Below are 16,047 nucleotides of genomic sequence, written 5' to 3'. Positions count from 1 at the left end.
CTCGCCCGGGCTATGGTCGTCGCCGCGACGCAGCGCGTCATCGGTGAAAACACGCAAGGCGTGCGAGAACAGTGCTCATCGGCATCGGAGCCCTCAGAGAAGGGGCCTGAGCCGACCGCCGCACTTCAGTGATTACACCGAGGCCGTGGCCGTTCGGGCGGAGTTAGCCTCCTGCCATGACGAACGATCGTATCCCCGCCGACATCCTCGAGATCCTGCGTGACAATGCGGCAGCAACCGAGGCAGAAGGCCGGTTGGCACCCGCGTCGCTCGACGCCCTCCGCACGGCGGGCTACTTCTCGCTCGCCGGAACCGCCGATGCGGCCGAGGATCCGCGAGCGGTCGTGAGCATCGTGAGCCAGATCGGCGCAGCGTGCCCGGCGTCGGCGTGGATCGTGGCGCTGACGACCGCCGTCTCCGGCCTGCTGCCGCTGGCGTCGAAGGCTGCGGTGACAGCGGTGACGGATGCGGCCGGGCCGGTCGTCGAGAACTTCGCGCCCGGGTCGCTGAGAGTGAGCGATCACGGGTTCGTTCTGAACGGCACCTGGCCGTACTCCTCCGGTTCGGAGGTCGCGACGTACGCCATGCTCGCGGCGCTGCAGACCGAGGCAGGCCGGCCACCCCGCATGCGGGTGGCCGTGGTGCCGACCGCCGACCTGCGCGTGATCCGCACGTGGGATGTCGCCGGCCTGCAGGGCACGGGGAGCCACACGCTGGTCGCCGAGGACGTCGACGTGCCGGCCGATTACGTCTTCGACCTGCCCACCGACCCCGACGTGGCGGGCCTCGCTGTGCTGCGGACGACGACGTTCACGTCGGCCGCGCTGATCGGGATGGCGACGGGTGCGCTCGACGTCGTGACCGCACTCCTGAGCGGTGAGAAGGGGCCGACCCGAACGCGCTACACCTCGTTCTCGGATTCCCCCGGTGCGCGCGCCCTCTACGCCTCGGCAGCGTCACGGATCTCGAACGCGGCGGCATCCGTCGCTGCGGTCGCGGATGCTCTCGCCCAGCATCCGGACGCTCATGCCGCCGATGCGCTCGACCGGTTGGCCCGGCTCGAGCTCCGGCACTCGCTGGTGGCGGCGGTGCGGGAGGCTCGGTATGCGGTCGATGACCTCGGCGACCTGCACGGGTCGAGCGCCTTCACCCGGTCGAACCCGCTCCAGCGGTTCTGGCGCGACCTCGGGGTGGGCAGCCGGCACCTCGGACTGCGGGGGTACATCGTCGACGAGGACCTCGCCCGCGCTCTGGTGGGCCGGGACGACTTCGCGGCCGCCATCTCGTGACCTCCCCGAGCAGCGGGGGGCGGGCGCAGCACGATCCGTGAGGTCGAAACCGTCGTTCCACCCGGCGTCGACTGTTTGTAGACAGGCGTGTGGTGCAATTCATCCATGACACCCGATGGTCGCGCCCAGCTGATCGACGAACTCGACGAACTCGACCAGCCGACGCTGAAGACGCTGCAAGCAGTCGCGGCTCTCCGAGAGATCCGCCTCCGAGACGTCCCCGCCGTTCTCACGGAGCAGGGCGCGTACGTCGGCCAGGCGATCAGAGCCGGGGTGGTCGCCCTGGACGGCGGCACCCTGCGCCCAGCCGATTCCCGCGTCGGGTCGGCCGCGCTCGCGCTCCTGAACGGCTCCGACCGCCAGGCCCTGCACCGGGAGCTCGCACGACGGAGCGCCGACGAGTTCGACGCGATCCGGCAGCGCGACCTCGCGACGGAGGTCGGTCAGGATGCGGAGCTCGCCCTCGTGCTCGAACGCGCCGCGGTGAAGGCCGAGCTCGCAGGTCGAGCCGACCTGGCCGTCGAGTTCTGGTCCCGCTCCGCCGGGCGGAGTCCGCGCGGCGGTGCCGACCGAACCGACCGTGAGCTGAGGCTGGCCGCCGAGGAGCACCGCAACGGCAAGTTCCACTTGGCCGCCGGCATCATCGAGGCGCTGAACTGGGACCACCTCACCGGGCCTCAGGCCGAGCGCGCGATCGACCTGCTCACCGCCTCGGTCTACCGCAGTCACGGACTCGCCGCTGTGCGCATCCGCGGGCAGCGCTTGCTCGAATCCCTCCCCGCGGGTCACCCTCACCGCGAGGTACTCTCGCTCTACCTGTCGGGCCTCGGCGAGGACTTCGGCGAGGTGCAGCGCCAACTCGAGCGGGCTCTGCCGCGGCTGCGGTCGGAGCAGTACTCCGTCGCCTTCCGGCACTCGAACATCGCGAAACTGCTCTACGCGAAAGTCAACACCGGAGCCGGTCTGGATGCCGCTCTTCTCGAGGATCTCGAGCGCCTGCAGCGGCAGCTGCCCGACATCCTGCTCGAAGACACCGTCGAGGCGAGCATCGCCATGTACGCGTACACGGTCGACGACGTCGCGACGAGTCGCCGGGCCCTCGCCGCGCTGCTCGTCGAGAGCGAGGTGCAGGGGGATGCCGGATTCCGGCAGATCCTCCTCGTGCACGCGGCCCAGGTCGACATCCTCATGGGTCGATTCGACTCCGCCGCAGACCGTCTGGCATTGGCGGAGTCCCTGGCGCCGCAACTCGCCGCGGTGCCGGCGAGCGTGCGGGCACGAGGCCTGCTTGCCCTGGAGCTCGGACACGATGATGACCTCGCTCGAATCATCGGCCGTGTGCCCGAGACCGGTGTTGCACCGCTCGGCCACCTCACCCGGGCGGCTCTGCGCGGAATCGGCCTCGCCCGCAGCGGTGACGCGCGTGAAGCCGTCCGACACCTCGAAGACGCCCTCAGCCTGGCGGAGAAGCTGGGCATCAACGAGCCGGGCCGTCGCCTCTGGATCGAAGTCGACCTCGCCCGCGCCTCTCTCCAGGTCGGTGACCCCGACCGGGCGCGGTCGTTGGCGACGAACCTGCACGAGATCGCCGAACGCACCGGTCGCGCCCTCCCTCGACTGCAGGCCCAGCGCATCGAAGCCTGGCTCGCCCTGGGTTCAGAACCGTCCGAGGCCGTCCTCAAGCGTGCGCTCGCCCTTCTCGTCGCATCCGCGACCATGGAGTGGCTGCCCGAACGCGCCCGCCTGACCACGGAAGTCCTTCGGCTCCTCCGTGACATCCCCGTCGACGATGCCCACCGAACGACGGTCACTCGCGCGGCCCACAGCATCCTCACCCTCCTCGAGGCGAGCGTGACGCGAAGCGCCCTGGCCGCCGAACTCGCCCGCTGGGAGCAGTCGCGAGTCTCGTCCCTCACCCCGAGCGAGCGCCGCGTCGCCGAACTCATCACCCAGGGCGTCTCGAACAAGGAGGCCGGCGAGATCCTGCGCCTCAGCCCCCGCACCATCGAGTCGCACCTCAGAAGCGTCTTCCTGAAGCTGGGCATCTCGAGCCGAAGCCAGCTCATCGCGCAGTTCTCGCCGGTGATGGGGGCGCGGGCGGTCTGATCGCGCGCCGGCACGCATGACGGCGGATGCCGGATGCCGGATGCAGTCCGGCGGCGGCCACGCGAGTTCGACGACCCGCCCTACGCGCTGAGAAGTGGCACGATCCGATCGAGCTCTTCGGTCTTCGCTTCGTTGACGAGCTCGAGGTCGTACCGCGTCTGCAGGTTCGTCCAAAACCGATCCGAGGTGCCGAACGCGCGGGCAAGCCGAGCGGCGGTATCGGGGGAGATGCCCCGCTTGCCGTGCACGATCTCGTTGATCCGCCGAGCGGGCACATTGATCGCCTGCGCCAGCCGATAATGACTGATCTCCAGCGGCCTCAGGAACTCCTCGAGGAGAATCTCGCCCGGGTGGATCGGTGCGTGTGCGGTTGCCATGGTGTCTCCCCTCAGTGGTAGTCGACGATCTCGACATCCATCGGGCCCATCGGGGTCCAGACGAAGCAGATGCGCCATTGGTCGTTGATCCGGATGCTGTACTGACCTTCGCGAGCACCTTCGACTCTTCAAGACGGTCGCCGGGCAATGGTAACGAGCGCGTCGCCAGTGGCATGGTGACCACTTTCTACCTAATCCTCTATCGGTGCAGTCGTCCCTAGAACGTGGAAATGGCCCCCGCCGCCAGGCGAGGGCCATTTCCAGTTGTTACTTACGGCTTGACGAAGATGTCGTCAGCGAGGATGCCCGGCTGCACGCGAAGCAGGACGCTCTCGCCGTCTGGAACGGCGAACGCCGCAGAGCCGGTGGCCGAAGCGCCCGAGAAGAGCTCGTCCAGTCCGATGCTGTCCGGGAGTGACACGAGCGAGGTGTAGCTGTCGATGACGTTGCCGGAGCTGGTCACGACGTCGACGAAGACCTCGCTGGCGTAGCTGGAATCCGCACCTGTGTACGTCACGGTGTAGTTGACGATCTCGTAGTGAGACCCGGCAGGTGCCACGTCGTTGAACTGGTTCGCCGATGCCACCGTCGCGTTGCCGTCCGCGTTGTACGAGTTGATGACTACAGTCCAGTCGTCATTGCTCAACGCGGTCCCGATCGGAATGGGGTTGGTTCGCGTCCCAGCCTCATCGGCAGGCGCCTGTTCCGCAGGTGCCTCCTCGACCGGCGCTTGTCCTGCCTGAGTCGGTTCTGTGATCGATATCTCCGATCCACCGTCGAACGCATCGTTGAACGACGTCGCAACGACCGCGAAGAACACGACGAATCCGACAATCGTTCCCACGATCGAGATGATGAGGGCGGCGATCCCCAGACCTTTACCGCGGCCTTTCAAGAACAGCGAGACGAGCGATAGCACGAACGCGATCGGCAGCAGGATCCAGCCGATGATGAGCGCGCCGGGGATGCACGCGAAGATGAACCCGATCGCAGACACGATCAGGGCGATGAGAGCGATGACATTCCGGCCACCCTGAGGCGGCGGAGCCTGCGGCGGCACCTGACCCTCGGGGTAATAGGGCGGCTGGTTTGCGATCGGTCCTGCGGGGTAGTTCGCCTGCACTGGCGGCACTGCTCCTGCGGGGTACTGGGGCTGCTGTGATTGCTGGGGAGGCTGTGGCTGTGAGCCCGCCCCGAACGGTTCTTGATGGGTCATGGACCCACACTGACACATGTTGATTATCCGACGCGGCGGCGCGACCAGCCGCGGCACCCCCAATTCGGGTGGCTTTCGAATTCCCGCTCATTGCCAGTCTGAATTTCCGCGATAGGCGAATGGCGGTCGTCGTCTGGCCTCTTCGACGGCCTGTGCAGCGACGACCGCAGTACCACAGTCTCCGGGGCTCTCAAGGTCCCGGAGCTGATAAACTGAGAAAAAATCGACGAAACGCGGTAAGTGGGTCCAAGGTCGCCTACTCTGTCCCCATGACCTGGCGACGAATCCTGCTCCTCTGGGTCAGCGCGGTGGCGATTGGCGGGGCGTCTGGAAGCATTCTCGGTGTGCTGGGCAGCATCTATTATCAAGCGAACCTCCCCGTCGGAGATGTCTTCTTCCCTTTGGTTCTCGCCACATCCTTGGTCACAGGCGCCGTCGGCGCGTGGTGCGGCTTCGTCGCAGGGCTCTTCGCCGTTGCTGCCGTGGCGTTGTTCGACCGTCGGCTGAGGCTTCACGCTCTTCACCGAAACCTGCTCATCGGTGTGGCGTCGGGTCTGGGAGGCTACGCCGCACTCCTGCTCTTCTACTCAGGTCCCTCAAATCTCGAGAGCCCTTGGGCCTTCGTGGGCGTGGGTGTTGCTATCGCCATCACGGCGTTCGTCGCGGCCGCCATCTGCGGTCGACGAGCTGAGACGCCAGGTCCCAGCTCGTCGGACTTCTAGAGCGAGAGGTTCTGCGCGAACCCCGCCCACTGGGCCGCAGCAAAGGTGACGTACAGCGGATTGGGTAGTCCACCGGGGAAGTCGTTGTGCACTATGCCGCCCACCCAGAGCCGCGTCTGCCCAGTGGAACGATTCCGGATGACGTCGAAGAAGATCGCTGAGCCGCGACCGTCGATGTGACCGTCTGCCGCGGCGAAGTACCAGCCCCATCCCGAGGGCATGCTGTTGTAAGTGGACCCCATCGTGCAGTGAAAGTTGTTCACCACGGTGGCGAACCTCACCACGAGAGGAAGGTCGCTTCCGTCGCTCGGGTAGACGGCAGGCGCGCCTTCGATCGGTAAGTAGCAGCTCAAGCAACTGTGCAGCTGCGCCCAGGCCGACCCAGGACTGGCGGAACCGAGCGAGTAATCCACTCCGTACTGCCAATCCGGGTCGGCGATGACGGGAAAGCGGATGGCCGGGCCCGAGAAATCGACGTGCTGCGTCAGCGTCGTTCCCTCCCAGGTGAACGAGGTCGGGAGCGACCGGCCGGTGGAGTCCACTGCCCACGGCGCCGCGAGCAGACCGATGCGGTCGCCGGCGGGATCCACGAGATTGAAGACAAGCCCATCGTGTGCCGAGACCAGATCGGTGCCGGCGGGGACGTCCAGCGTGTAGGAGAAGCTGTCGGGTGCATTCGCCGAAGCGATCGCCGTGATGATCTGCACTCCGTCATGCGTCGGATGCACGTAAGCGGCGATACCGGAGGTGGCGGACTCGAAGACGGTGAATTCTCCTGATTCCAAGCGAGTCGAGGCATCGACGTAGTCGACACCGATTGCGGTCCCGGCCCCGCCATTCATCGAAGACGCCTTGATCTGAGGTGCTTCTCGCCCCTGCGCTCCGTCCGGGTGGGTTGAGATGTCCAGGGCCGACTTCTCTCCCGGGGCTCCGACGAGCGTCGGGGCGATCTCCTCGACGATGGACTGCGCGTCGCGGAGGTCGACATCGGGTTCGTGCGGTGCTGCTGCGGCTGCCTGGGCTGAGGTGAAGCTCAGCATGAGGATGGCGGCAGTGGCCGCGGCGATTGCTCGGTTACGTTGGCGCATGGTGGAACTCGTTTTCAAGTCCCAACCCAGCCACACTCTAGCGCTAGCTGACAAATCCTCGTCAAAGACATCCTGATTGACGGAGTGAAGCGGTTCGTGCCGCCGCCTCGTCGCAATCAGCCCCGCTCTAACCTGTCGAAATGGCGAGCTCCCCAGCCTTCGCCTCGGTGACGAGTTCCAAGTCGTACCGGGCTCGCCGGTTCGTCCAGAACAGGTCGGAAATACCGAACGCCCAAGCGAGACGTACGGCGGTATGGGTGAGGTGCCCCGCTTGCCGTACGCGACCTCGGCGATCCGCCAAGCGGGCACGTCGGTCGTCTGCGCAAGTCGGTACTGACTGATCTAGAGCGGTTTCAGAAACCCCTCCAGAAGGATCTCTCTCGGATGAACGCGTGCGAATCATCGCCGCGTTAGGGGAGGACGGCGGCTGGTCGCGCTTGGCAACGGCGTCGCTTTCGAACGTCCCATCGGACATCCGCGCCGAGGCTCTCGCACCTCGTGCCTGACATGGACACTTACCGCCGGCCGGCCCCGATCGCTGGCGGCGGGGTGGGGAGCGAGTGGTTCGAGGTTCTTCGACTAGTTCCGGTTGAGCCCATGACGTCGCGAGTCGAGCGCATCTTTGAAGTGGCTCTCCGCGGCGTCGATGTTTCGTGTCGGCGTTGCCGGGTCGAAGACGCGAAGTATCGAGAAGCGAAAGCTTGAGGGTTCGAGGTCGCGCAGCTCGACGTTGCCGCCGTGTCCGTTGGTCGCGTAGGCATTCCAGCGTTGCCGGATGCTCTCTGCGCCGTCCGCCTTGCCGACGTAGTTTCGTCCGTCACGAGTATCAGTGATGAGGTAAATGCCGAAGACTGAGGAGAGCGCTGTGCGCCAAGACGCATAGCGGTGCTCCCGCATGACAGCCTGTAGCTGGACGTGGCTAAGCACGAGTTGATCGAAGCCGGGAAAGGGCACCGGTGCAGCATCCGCGATACCGATAACTGGGTAGCTCGCAGCAGTTGTGGCGTTCATCCTCCAAGTGCGGGGTGACCTCCAACCGATAACCAGTCGGTTGCGCAGATCCGCCATGTGCTCGGACTGCACTACATCGAAAACCCGGTGGACTCCGTCCGCACGAACTTCGCCTCGGTTTTCCACGACCGACCAGAGCCGCGCTTGATCACCACCTTCGCGGATGAACACGACCCAGAGCCGCGGGGGAACGGCCGGGAACCGCATGGTGTTTGCCGACTGCGTCAAGGTGTATTCGAGGATCTGCGCGTCGGTGGAGTCGGAGTGGATGCCGCGGAGACCACTGTCCTCGTGCTCGCGAACGTACGCGTGACGGAGAACGAGAGCCTGCGCCGGATCGATGCCGGCATCGACCAGAAGCGGGCCGAGAGTCAGCGCCATATCTTGAGATTCCCTTCATTCCCAGCCCGGACATCGGAGGGCTCACTAGCGCTTATCGTTCACCGGCGGGAGCTCATGATCATTGCCGGGACGGACCTTCTTGATGACTCCATCTGCAAGTTTGACGGCGGTCATCCTCGCGCTGTCGGCGGAGGCCGCTGCGTGTTTGCCGACGGCTGCGATACCGGCGGCGCCGATCTTTTTGCTTACATCGAAGCCGGCCACACCCGTGTTGCGCACCGTGTCTCCAGCTTCGACAGCAGCCGCGACCCAGCGCTTCTTCTCGAGCGCGTCGCGACTCATGGTGATACCAAGAGTTTCTTGAAAGACCAGGACGTCCGCACCGACTTCGTTGCTCGAGCGCACGACATCGCCAGGCTTGAACGGGTGCAGCAGCACCTTGCTGTTGGCTCGCCCCGCAGCGACATCCATCCGAGCAAGTAACCGCTCGGTGCTCTTGGCGATGAGCTCGCGGCGCCTGGTTCGTCCCGCCTGGATTGCCGCACGGTGACGATCGAGTTCGTCGGGGGCTGAATCCAGAACTCTATCCAGTTCAAGGACATCGAGGGAATCTTGAAGCTGGAAGCATCGCGCCAGCACGGCGAGCCATTCCTCGACATCGCGCTCCGCTTCCTTCGCAATTCTTGCGAGGTCGCTAACTTTCGACTTCTTCTCGATCTTCTCGGCGAGAGCTTTGAGTCTGTCGAGTGCGTACGACTGCGTTTCAGCAATTGACTGGGCAGCCCCGTGCAGGCTCGACCATGTCACTTCCGAAACTCGGCCTACGTGCTCACGCTTTAACAGGGCGTCGTCGATGACCAGGCCCACACCGACCATGCGTGAGATCGAAGCGTCTTTCTGTGAGCGCAAGATGTCATCGACCTTTTCGTCGATCACGGCAAGATAGTCAGTTATCTCGTTCATGGTCTGCTGCATGGCGAGTTGCGCCATGACACCGGCCGCACCCGCCAGCATGGCAGGGTTTGTGAGAATCGATCCGACGGTTCCAGGTTTCACAAACTCCAGGATGTTTGTGATCTTGCCTTTGCTTGTCGTCACGATGGCGCGGCTCACGCTGTCTGACGAACCCTTCATTGCATTGCCAAATTTGAGCGCCTTCGCGGACTCCTCAGTCAGCTTCACCCAGCGACCGGCGTTAGCGGCGACCTCGGACCCGGCCTTCGCGGCTGCAGAACCGATGCCGAGCGCAGCGCCAACCTTCTGCGTAAATTGCAGATCTCGAGAAGGCACCCCAGCAGAGGACAAAAACCGATCGACCGCGGCCGAGTTCCCGATGACAGCGACACCGTCTCCGTCGCTGACAAGCTCAACCGTGTCTTGTGGTTCGTCTTCGTCCGACATCGACGCCCCTTCCGCCCCAGCCTCAGGCTACCGCGGTGCAACCAGAACGGTGTGGCGACGGAGTTACGCGACTGTTCTGTCCGCCGCTTGTTCTGCTTGAAGACCTATTCGACAGCCTGAAGTTCGACGGCGTCTTCACCGGCCCCACCCTTGAAATTGTCAACAGCGACCTCGTCAAGCTGAGCCCGTTAACGTCGCTCATCGACGGTCAGGCCTTTGCCGTCGAGACTGTCGTGGGGAGCCTCTTCGACGACATGCGCAGCTACGACCGAAGCACCACGGACATCCCGGGCGTCCCCCGCACCGGCAGGACCGTCGTCGCGAACTAGTTGCTGAAGCTGCTCACCGACATCCACACCTCGACGCTCTCGACGACGACGACGGCGGCGGCTCCCTCATCTCGAGGACCGGATGCGCGCGAACCGACCGGTCGCTCGTTAAGCGTTCTTGTCAATGGACTCGCGCATCGTATCTGGCTGAACCCACAAACGCTGCTGGGCTGACTGAAGCAAGGATGTCTGCACCTGACGATACGGTTTGATAGACCAGCAGAAACAAGATGCAATGCGCTATGCGCGCAGGGGACGAATTACATGGCACCGACCACCAAAGAAGCACAGCGCGCCGAGGTCCACAAGACGATTTGGCGCATCGCAAACGACCTTCGCGGCTCGGTGGACGGCTGGGACTTCAAGTCGTACGTGCTCGGCACATTGTTCTACCGCTTTATCTCCGAGAACCTGAGTGCCTACATCAACCGGAACGAGCGCGCGGCCGGCGAGCAGGACTTCGACTACGCGCGACTCGGCGACGCCCAGGCTGAGTTCGGCCGCACAGAAACCGTCGACGAGAAGGGCTTCTACATTCTGCCGTCGGAGCTGTTCCAGAACGTGCGACGCGGTGCCGCGAATGACGCGAACCTGAATGAGACGCTTGCACGCGTCTTCAAGAACATCGAAGGATCGGCCGTCGGCACGGATGCCGAAGATGACCTCAAAGGCCTTTTCGACGACCTCGACGTCAACAGCTCCAAGCTTGGCAACACCGTCGCCAAACGCAACGAGAAGCTCGTCAAATTGCTCGACGCCATCGGCGACCTGCCCCTCGGCAACTTCGAGGACAACTCGATCGACCTCTTCGGTGACGCTTACGAGTACCTCATGCAGATGTACGCCTCGAGCGCCGGTAAGTCCGGCGGGGAGTACTACACGCCGCAGGAGGTCTCCGAGCTGCTGGCCCGCATCACCGTCGTGGGCAAGACCGAGGTGAACAAGGTCTACGACCCGGCCGTCGGATCGGGATCGCTGCTCTTGAAGTTCGCGAAGGTTCTCGGCAAGGAGAACGTTCGGCAGGGTTTCTACGGCCAGGAAATCAACCTCAACACCTACAACCTGGCTCGCATCAACATGTTCCTGCACGACGTGAACTACGAGCAGTTCAATCTCGCGCACGGTGACACGCTGACCGACCCGGCGCATTGGGACAACGAGCCGTTCGAGGCGATCGTCTCGAACCCGCCTTACTCGATCAAGTGGGACGGCGACGCGAACCCATTGATGATCAACGATCCTCGCTTCGCGCCGGCCGGAGTGCTCGCGCCGAAGTCGAAGGCAGACCTCGCGTTCACGATGCACATCCTGTCCTGGCTGGCCGTCAACGGAACTGCGGCGATCGTGGAGTTCCCCGGCGTGCTCTACCGGGGCGGGGCGGAGCAGAAGATCCGCAAGTACCTCATCGACAACAACTATGTGGACGCGGTCATCCAGCTTCCACCTGACCTCTTCTTCGGCACCACGATCGCCACGTGCATCATCGTGCTCAAGAAATCGAAGACCAACAACGCCGTGCTCTTCATCGACGCCTCGGCCGAGTTCACCCGCGTCGGCAACAAGAACAAGCTCACCGAGCCCCACCAACAGAAAGTACTCCACGCTTTCACTTCGCGACAGGAGGTCGCGCACTTCGCAGCGCTCGTTCCTAATGAGTCTCTGGCTGCCAACGATTACAACATCGCCGTCTCTTCCTACGTCGTGGCCGAGGACACCCGGGTGGCCATCGATATCACTGCCCTCAACGTCGAAATCGCCCGGATTGTCGCCCGCCAGTCCGAACTTCGCACCTCCATCGACGCCATCGTCGCTAGTTTGGATGGCGAGAATTGAACCCGATCTCGAGCCTCTTGAAGAGACTTGCTCCGAGAGGGGTCCCGCATCGAACAGTCGGAGAGACTGCGCGTATCGTATCGATGCCTGGTGCCGTGAAGCGCGAGGAGTTCGGCCTCGGTTCTCGCTTCCCGATTGTCGACCAGTCGCTCAGCTATCTTGCTGGTTATACTGATGACCCCCGATTCGTGGTCGACGCGGGCGAGTATGTCGTGTTCGGCGACCACACGCGAGCGGTCAAGTGGGTCGACTTTCCGTTTGCTCAGGGCGCTGACGGAATCAAGGTGCTGACTGCCAGCGAAGGGTTGATTTCGAAGTATCTGTACTACGCGATTGACAATCTTGAAGTCCCGAGCCGGGGTTACAACAGGCACTGGACGATCCTCCGGGACCTCCGAATCCCGGTGCCACCGCTCGCGGTGCAGCACGAGATCGTGGGGATATTGGACCAGTTCACAGAATTGAACGGGGAGCTGGAGGCGGAGCTCGATGCGCGGCAACGCCAGTATGCGCATTACCGGACTCAACTGCTCGATGGTGCAAGTCACGAGGCCAACTTCATCGAACTCGGCGCGGTCGGGCGAATTATTACTGGCAGAACGCCCAAAGCCTCTGATAACGCGGCATGGGGCTCTGCTCTCGCCTTCGTTACGCCGTCTGACATCAAGAATGGTATGAGGAGGATTTCGAAGCCAGCCCGCAGTTTGTCTCAAGCTGGTGCGGCAACGATGACGAAAATTCTCGTCCCGGCCGGGTCTCTGCTCGTCACGTGCATTGGCGCGGACATGGGGAAGACGGTGATGAACGTTAGCGAGTGCGTGACCAACCAGCAGATCAACGCGATCATCCCCGCCGGCGGCGTGGACGTCGATTATCTTTTCTTCGTTCTGACGTCAATGCGACGGCAAATACGTTCTCAAGGCGAGCGGGCCGGCGGAACTATGCCAATCCTCAATAAGAGCGACTTTTCAAGGATCCGAGTGCCAGTTCCAGCGCTAGAGGTCCAGAAACTGGTCGTTGCGAGGCTTGACCATTTCGACGCGCTTGCGAACGACTTGAGCGTCGGGCTGCCAGCGGAGTTGGCGGCGCGTCGGAAGCAATACGAGTACTACCGCGGGAAATTGCTGACGCTCAAGGAGGCCGAAGCGTGAGCGACGAGAGTTCGCGACGGTACGAACCGATCGTGGTGTCGGCCGAGAGCACCGTTGTCGCAGAGTACGTGCCCGACGAGACTGTCGAGACCAGCTACCAGTCGGAGGCCGACCTCGAGCGCGAGCTCCTGAGCCTGATGCAGTCTCAGGCCTGCGAGTATCTGCCCATCACTAGTGAGGCCCAGCTAATCGCCAATCTTCGAGTTCAGCTCGAGGCGCTGAACGGCCTCACGTTCTCCGACTTGGAGTGGGCGCAGTTCTTCTCCGTCAGGATTGCTGGCGCGACTGAGGGTATTTTAGAGAAGACCGTGCGCATTCAGGACGACCACGTCCAACTTCTCAAACGTGACGACGGCTCGGTCAAGAACATCCTGCTAATCGACAAGCAGAATATCCACAACAACCGCCTGCAGGTGATAAACCAGTACGAGGTGGGTCAGGAAGACGGCGGGGCGGCGCGCTCCAACCGATACGACGTCACTGTACTCGTGAACGGCCTGCCGATGGTGCACATCGAACTCAAGCGGCGCGGAGTCGACATCCGCGAGGCGTTCAACCAGATCGATCGCTACCAGCGTGACAGCTTCTGGGCGGGCTCCGGCCTGTTCGAATACGTGCAGCTGTTCGTCATCTCCAACGGCACCCTCACCAAGTACTACTCCAACACCACGAGGCGTCAGCACATCAGTGAGGCCGGCGGTGCCAAGCGCGTGCGCAAGACCTCAAACTCCTTCGAATTCACCTCGTGGTGGGCCGATGCGCAGAACAAGCCCATTCAAGATCTCACCGCGTTCGCCCGAACCTTCTTCGCCAAGCACACTCTTCTCAACGTGCTCACCAAGTACTGCGTGCTAACTGCCGACCGCTTGCTGCTTGTTATGCGCCCGTACCAGATCGTCGCGACCGAGCGCATTCTGCAGAAGATCGACATATCCACGAACTACAAGCAGCTCGGGCGAGTGGCCGCCGGCGGATACGTGTGGCACACGACGGGTTCGGGCAAGACCCTGACGTCATTCAAGGCGGCGCAGCTCGCATCACGACTCCCCAGCGTCGACAAGGTGCTCTTCGTCGTCGACCGCAAAGACCTCGACTACCAGACGATGCGCGAGTACGAACGGTTCGAGAAGGGGGCCGCCAACTCCAACGGATCGACGGCCGTGCTGAAGAAGCAGCTCGAAGATCCGGGCGCGCGCATCATCATCACCACCATCCAGAAGCTCGCCAACTTCATCGGTGCGAACAAGGGACATGAGATCTACGACGGTCACGTCGTGATCATCTTCGACGAATGCCACCGCTCCCAGTTCGGCGACATGCACAGCGCGATCACCAAGGCGTTCAAGCGATACAACCTGTTCGGCTTCACCGGCACCCCGATCTTCGCCGCCAACTCGGGCAGCGGCGGCAACCCGCAGCTCAAGACCACCGAGCAGGCATTCGGCGAGAAGCTGCATACGTACACAATCGTCGATGCGATCTCCGACAGGAACGTGCTGCCGTTCCGCATCGACTATGTCAACACCGTCAAGGTCGGTACGGTGATCGACAAGCAGGTTTCCTCGATCGACACCGAGAAGGCGCTGCTCGCGCCAGAGCGCATCGGGGAGATCGTCAGATACACCCGCGAGCACTTCTCGCAGAAGACCAAGCGAGCCGAGCACTACACGCTCGGCGAGCGGCGCGTTCGCGGGTTCAATGCCCTGCTCGCCACCGCATCCATCGGAGCCGCTCGCCGCTACTACAGCACGTTCCAGAAGCAGCAGGAGCAACTCCCGTCTGACCAGCAGTTCAAGATCGGACTGATCTACTCCTACGGCGCCAACGACGCCGTCGAAGACGGAGCGCTCGACGAGGAGGGCTTCGAGGTCGGCGACCTCAGCTTCGATGACCGATCCTTTCTTGAAGATGCGATCCAGGATTTCAATGAACAGTTCGGTGCCTCGTGGGACACCTCCTCTGACGGCTTCCAGGGCTACTACAAAGACCTGTCCCTCAAGCTGAAGAACCGCGAGATCGACCTGGTCATCGTCGTGAACATGTTCCTCACCGGGTTCGACGCCACGACGCTCAACACGCTCTTCGTGGACAAGAACCTGCGTGCGCACGGACTCATCCAGGCCTACTCGCGCACCAACCGCATCCTGAACTCGGTGAAGACCTACGGCAACATCGTGAGCTTCCGCGACCTCGAAGACGCGACGAACGACGCGATCGCGCTGTTCGGCAACAAGGATGCTCGGGGCGTGGTCATTCTCAAGCCCTACGCCGAGTACTTCGGTGACTATGCAGAGAAGGCCGCCGAGCTGCTGGCCGCCTTTCCGCTCGGCGCGCCGATTGTGGGGGAGACGGCGCAGAAGGAGTTCATCTCACTATTCGGTAGCATCCTCCGTCTGCAGAACATCCTCACCTCGTTCGACGAGTTCGCTGCCGATGAACTGCTGACCGCGAGGCAGAGCCAGGACTACCGGAGCGTGTACCTGGACCTCTATGCGGAGTTCCGCCGCGACACCGTCGCCGACCGCGAGCAGATCGTCGACGACATCGTGTTCGAGATCGAGCTGATCAAGCAGGTCGAGATCAACGTCGACTACATCCTGTTGCTCGTGCAGAAGTACCGAGACGAGCGCGGCGACGGCGACGACAAGGAGATCCGCGCCGAAATCTCCCGCGCTGTCGACTCCAGCCCGACTCTGCGGAACAAGAAAGACCTCATCGAGGACTTCGTCGACTCGCTCTCGGTCGATGGCGAGATCGATGAGGAGTGGAGCGCCTACATCGCCGCCAAACGCGAAGGCGAACTCGAGTCGATCATCGCTGACGAGAACCTGCGGCCTGAGGAGACGAAGGTGTTCGTCGAGACGGCGTTCCGCGACGGTCAGATCCGCGTCGGCGGCACCGCCATCACTACGGTGCTCCCGCCCGTTTCCCGATTCTCTGCCGACGGGGGCCACGGCGAGAAGAAGCAGCGGGTCATCCATAAGCTCACGACGTTCTTCGAACGATTCTTTGGACTAGGTGCAAGCGGGCAGGGCTAGACCTGCCCAAGTGTCGGTCCGTGATTAGAAGCTCTTGAGCCCGGACCATCAGACTCTGCACCCGGCCCTCCACGGAGTATGGCCGCATTTTAGAACCAACGGACCCTTGAACTGAGTGGGGGTGGGCTCAGCTAACCCAGCGCG

The 16,047-nt window shown here is 63.1% G+C and carries 12 protein-coding genes; 7 read left to right on the top strand and 5 right to left on the bottom strand.

Features of this window, described 5'->3' with window-relative positions; genetic code table 11:
- The first annotated feature begins 176 nt into the window (after positions 1–176).
- Together HSO01S_RS15200 and HSO01S_RS15195 are read left to right on the top strand one after the other, a co-directional pair.
- Positions 177–1,289: an acyl-CoA dehydrogenase family protein gene (locus HSO01S_RS15200; RefSeq protein WP_066043058.1), complete on the top strand. Its 1,113-nt coding sequence runs from the start codon at positions 177–179 to the stop codon at positions 1,287–1,289.
- Between the two features lie 105 nt (positions 1,290–1,394).
- A complete protein-coding gene (locus HSO01S_RS15195; protein WP_066043057.1) occupies positions 1,395–3,395 on the top strand; it encodes a helix-turn-helix transcriptional regulator in 2,001 nt (666 codons plus the stop codon).
- Between the two features lie 80 nt (positions 3,396–3,475).
- Here the strand turns inward: HSO01S_RS15195 and HSO01S_RS15190 are convergent, their stop codons facing one another.
- Both HSO01S_RS15190 and HSO01S_RS15185 read right to left on the bottom strand, forming a co-directional pair.
- Positions 3,476–3,772 carry a HigA family addiction module antitoxin gene (locus tag HSO01S_RS15190; protein ID WP_066043056.1) on the bottom strand — a complete coding sequence of 99 codons (297 nt, stop codon included), beginning with the start codon at positions 3,770–3,772 and terminating at the stop codon, positions 3,476–3,478.
- A 271-nt stretch (positions 3,773–4,043) separates the two neighbouring features.
- The gene (locus HSO01S_RS15185; RefSeq protein ID WP_066043055.1) at positions 4,044–4,895 is read right to left on the bottom strand and encodes a DUF4352 domain-containing protein; all 852 of its coding nucleotides are present in this window, start codon (positions 4,893–4,895) and stop codon (positions 4,044–4,046) included.
- A gap of 362 nt (positions 4,896–5,257) precedes the next feature.
- Between HSO01S_RS15185 and HSO01S_RS15180 the strand changes: the two genes are divergently transcribed.
- The gene (locus HSO01S_RS15180) at positions 5,258–5,710 is read left to right on the top strand and encodes a hypothetical protein (RefSeq protein ID WP_157079107.1); all 453 of its coding nucleotides are present in this window, start codon (positions 5,258–5,260) and stop codon (positions 5,708–5,710) included.
- Here the strand turns inward: HSO01S_RS15180 and HSO01S_RS15175 are convergent.
- The 3 genes from HSO01S_RS15175 to HSO01S_RS15165 form a co-directional block, all read right to left on the bottom strand.
- On the bottom strand, positions 5,707–6,798 hold the full coding sequence (locus HSO01S_RS15175; RefSeq protein WP_157079106.1) for a hypothetical protein: 1,092 nt from the start codon (positions 6,796–6,798) through the stop codon (positions 5,707–5,709). The two genes, HSO01S_RS15180 and HSO01S_RS15175, sit on opposite strands and share 4 nt — an antisense overlap.
- 579 nt (positions 6,799–7,377) lie before the next feature.
- On the bottom strand, positions 7,378–8,190 hold the full coding sequence (locus HSO01S_RS15170) for a GIY-YIG nuclease family protein (protein WP_066043052.1): 813 nt from the start codon (positions 8,188–8,190) through the stop codon (positions 7,378–7,380).
- A gap of 45 nt (positions 8,191–8,235) precedes the next feature.
- Positions 8,236–9,552 carry a hypothetical protein gene (locus tag HSO01S_RS15165; protein WP_066043051.1) on the bottom strand — a complete coding sequence of 439 codons (1,317 nt, stop codon included), beginning with the start codon at positions 9,550–9,552 and terminating at the stop codon, positions 8,236–8,238.
- 35 nt (positions 9,553–9,587) lie between these two features.
- Between HSO01S_RS15165 and HSO01S_RS15160 the strand changes: the two genes are divergently transcribed.
- The 4 genes from HSO01S_RS15160 to HSO01S_RS15145 all read left to right on the top strand — a co-directional run bounded on the left by HSO01S_RS15160 (position 9,588) and on the right by HSO01S_RS15145 (position 15,903).
- A complete protein-coding gene (locus tag HSO01S_RS15160) occupies positions 9,588–9,881 on the top strand; it encodes a hypothetical protein (RefSeq protein ID WP_066043050.1) in 294 nt (97 codons plus the stop codon).
- Positions 9,882–10,145: 264 nt separating this feature from the next.
- Positions 10,146–11,714: a type I restriction-modification system subunit M gene (locus HSO01S_RS15155; RefSeq protein ID WP_066043049.1), complete on the top strand. Its 1,569-nt coding sequence runs from the start codon at positions 10,146–10,148 to the stop codon at positions 11,712–11,714.
- Positions 11,715–11,809: 95 nt separating this feature from the next.
- Positions 11,810–12,865 carry a restriction endonuclease subunit S gene (locus tag HSO01S_RS15150; RefSeq protein ID WP_066043048.1) on the top strand — a complete coding sequence of 352 codons (1,056 nt, stop codon included), beginning with the start codon at positions 11,810–11,812 and terminating at the stop codon, positions 12,863–12,865.
- Positions 12,862–15,903, top strand: coding sequence for a type I restriction endonuclease subunit R (locus HSO01S_RS15145; protein ID WP_066043047.1), 3,042 nt, complete (start codon positions 12,862–12,864; stop codon positions 15,901–15,903). Before HSO01S_RS15150 ends, HSO01S_RS15145 begins: the two co-directional genes overlap by 4 nt.
- The last annotated feature ends 144 nt before the right edge of the window (positions 15,904–16,047 follow it).

Source organism: Herbiconiux solani NBRC 106740 (assembly GCF_001571005.1).
GTDB lineage: Bacteria > Actinomycetota > Actinomycetes > Actinomycetales > Microbacteriaceae > Herbiconiux > Herbiconiux solani.
The sequence above is the reverse complement of the archived record's forward strand: the minus strand, read 5'-3'. Positions and strand labels throughout refer to the sequence as shown.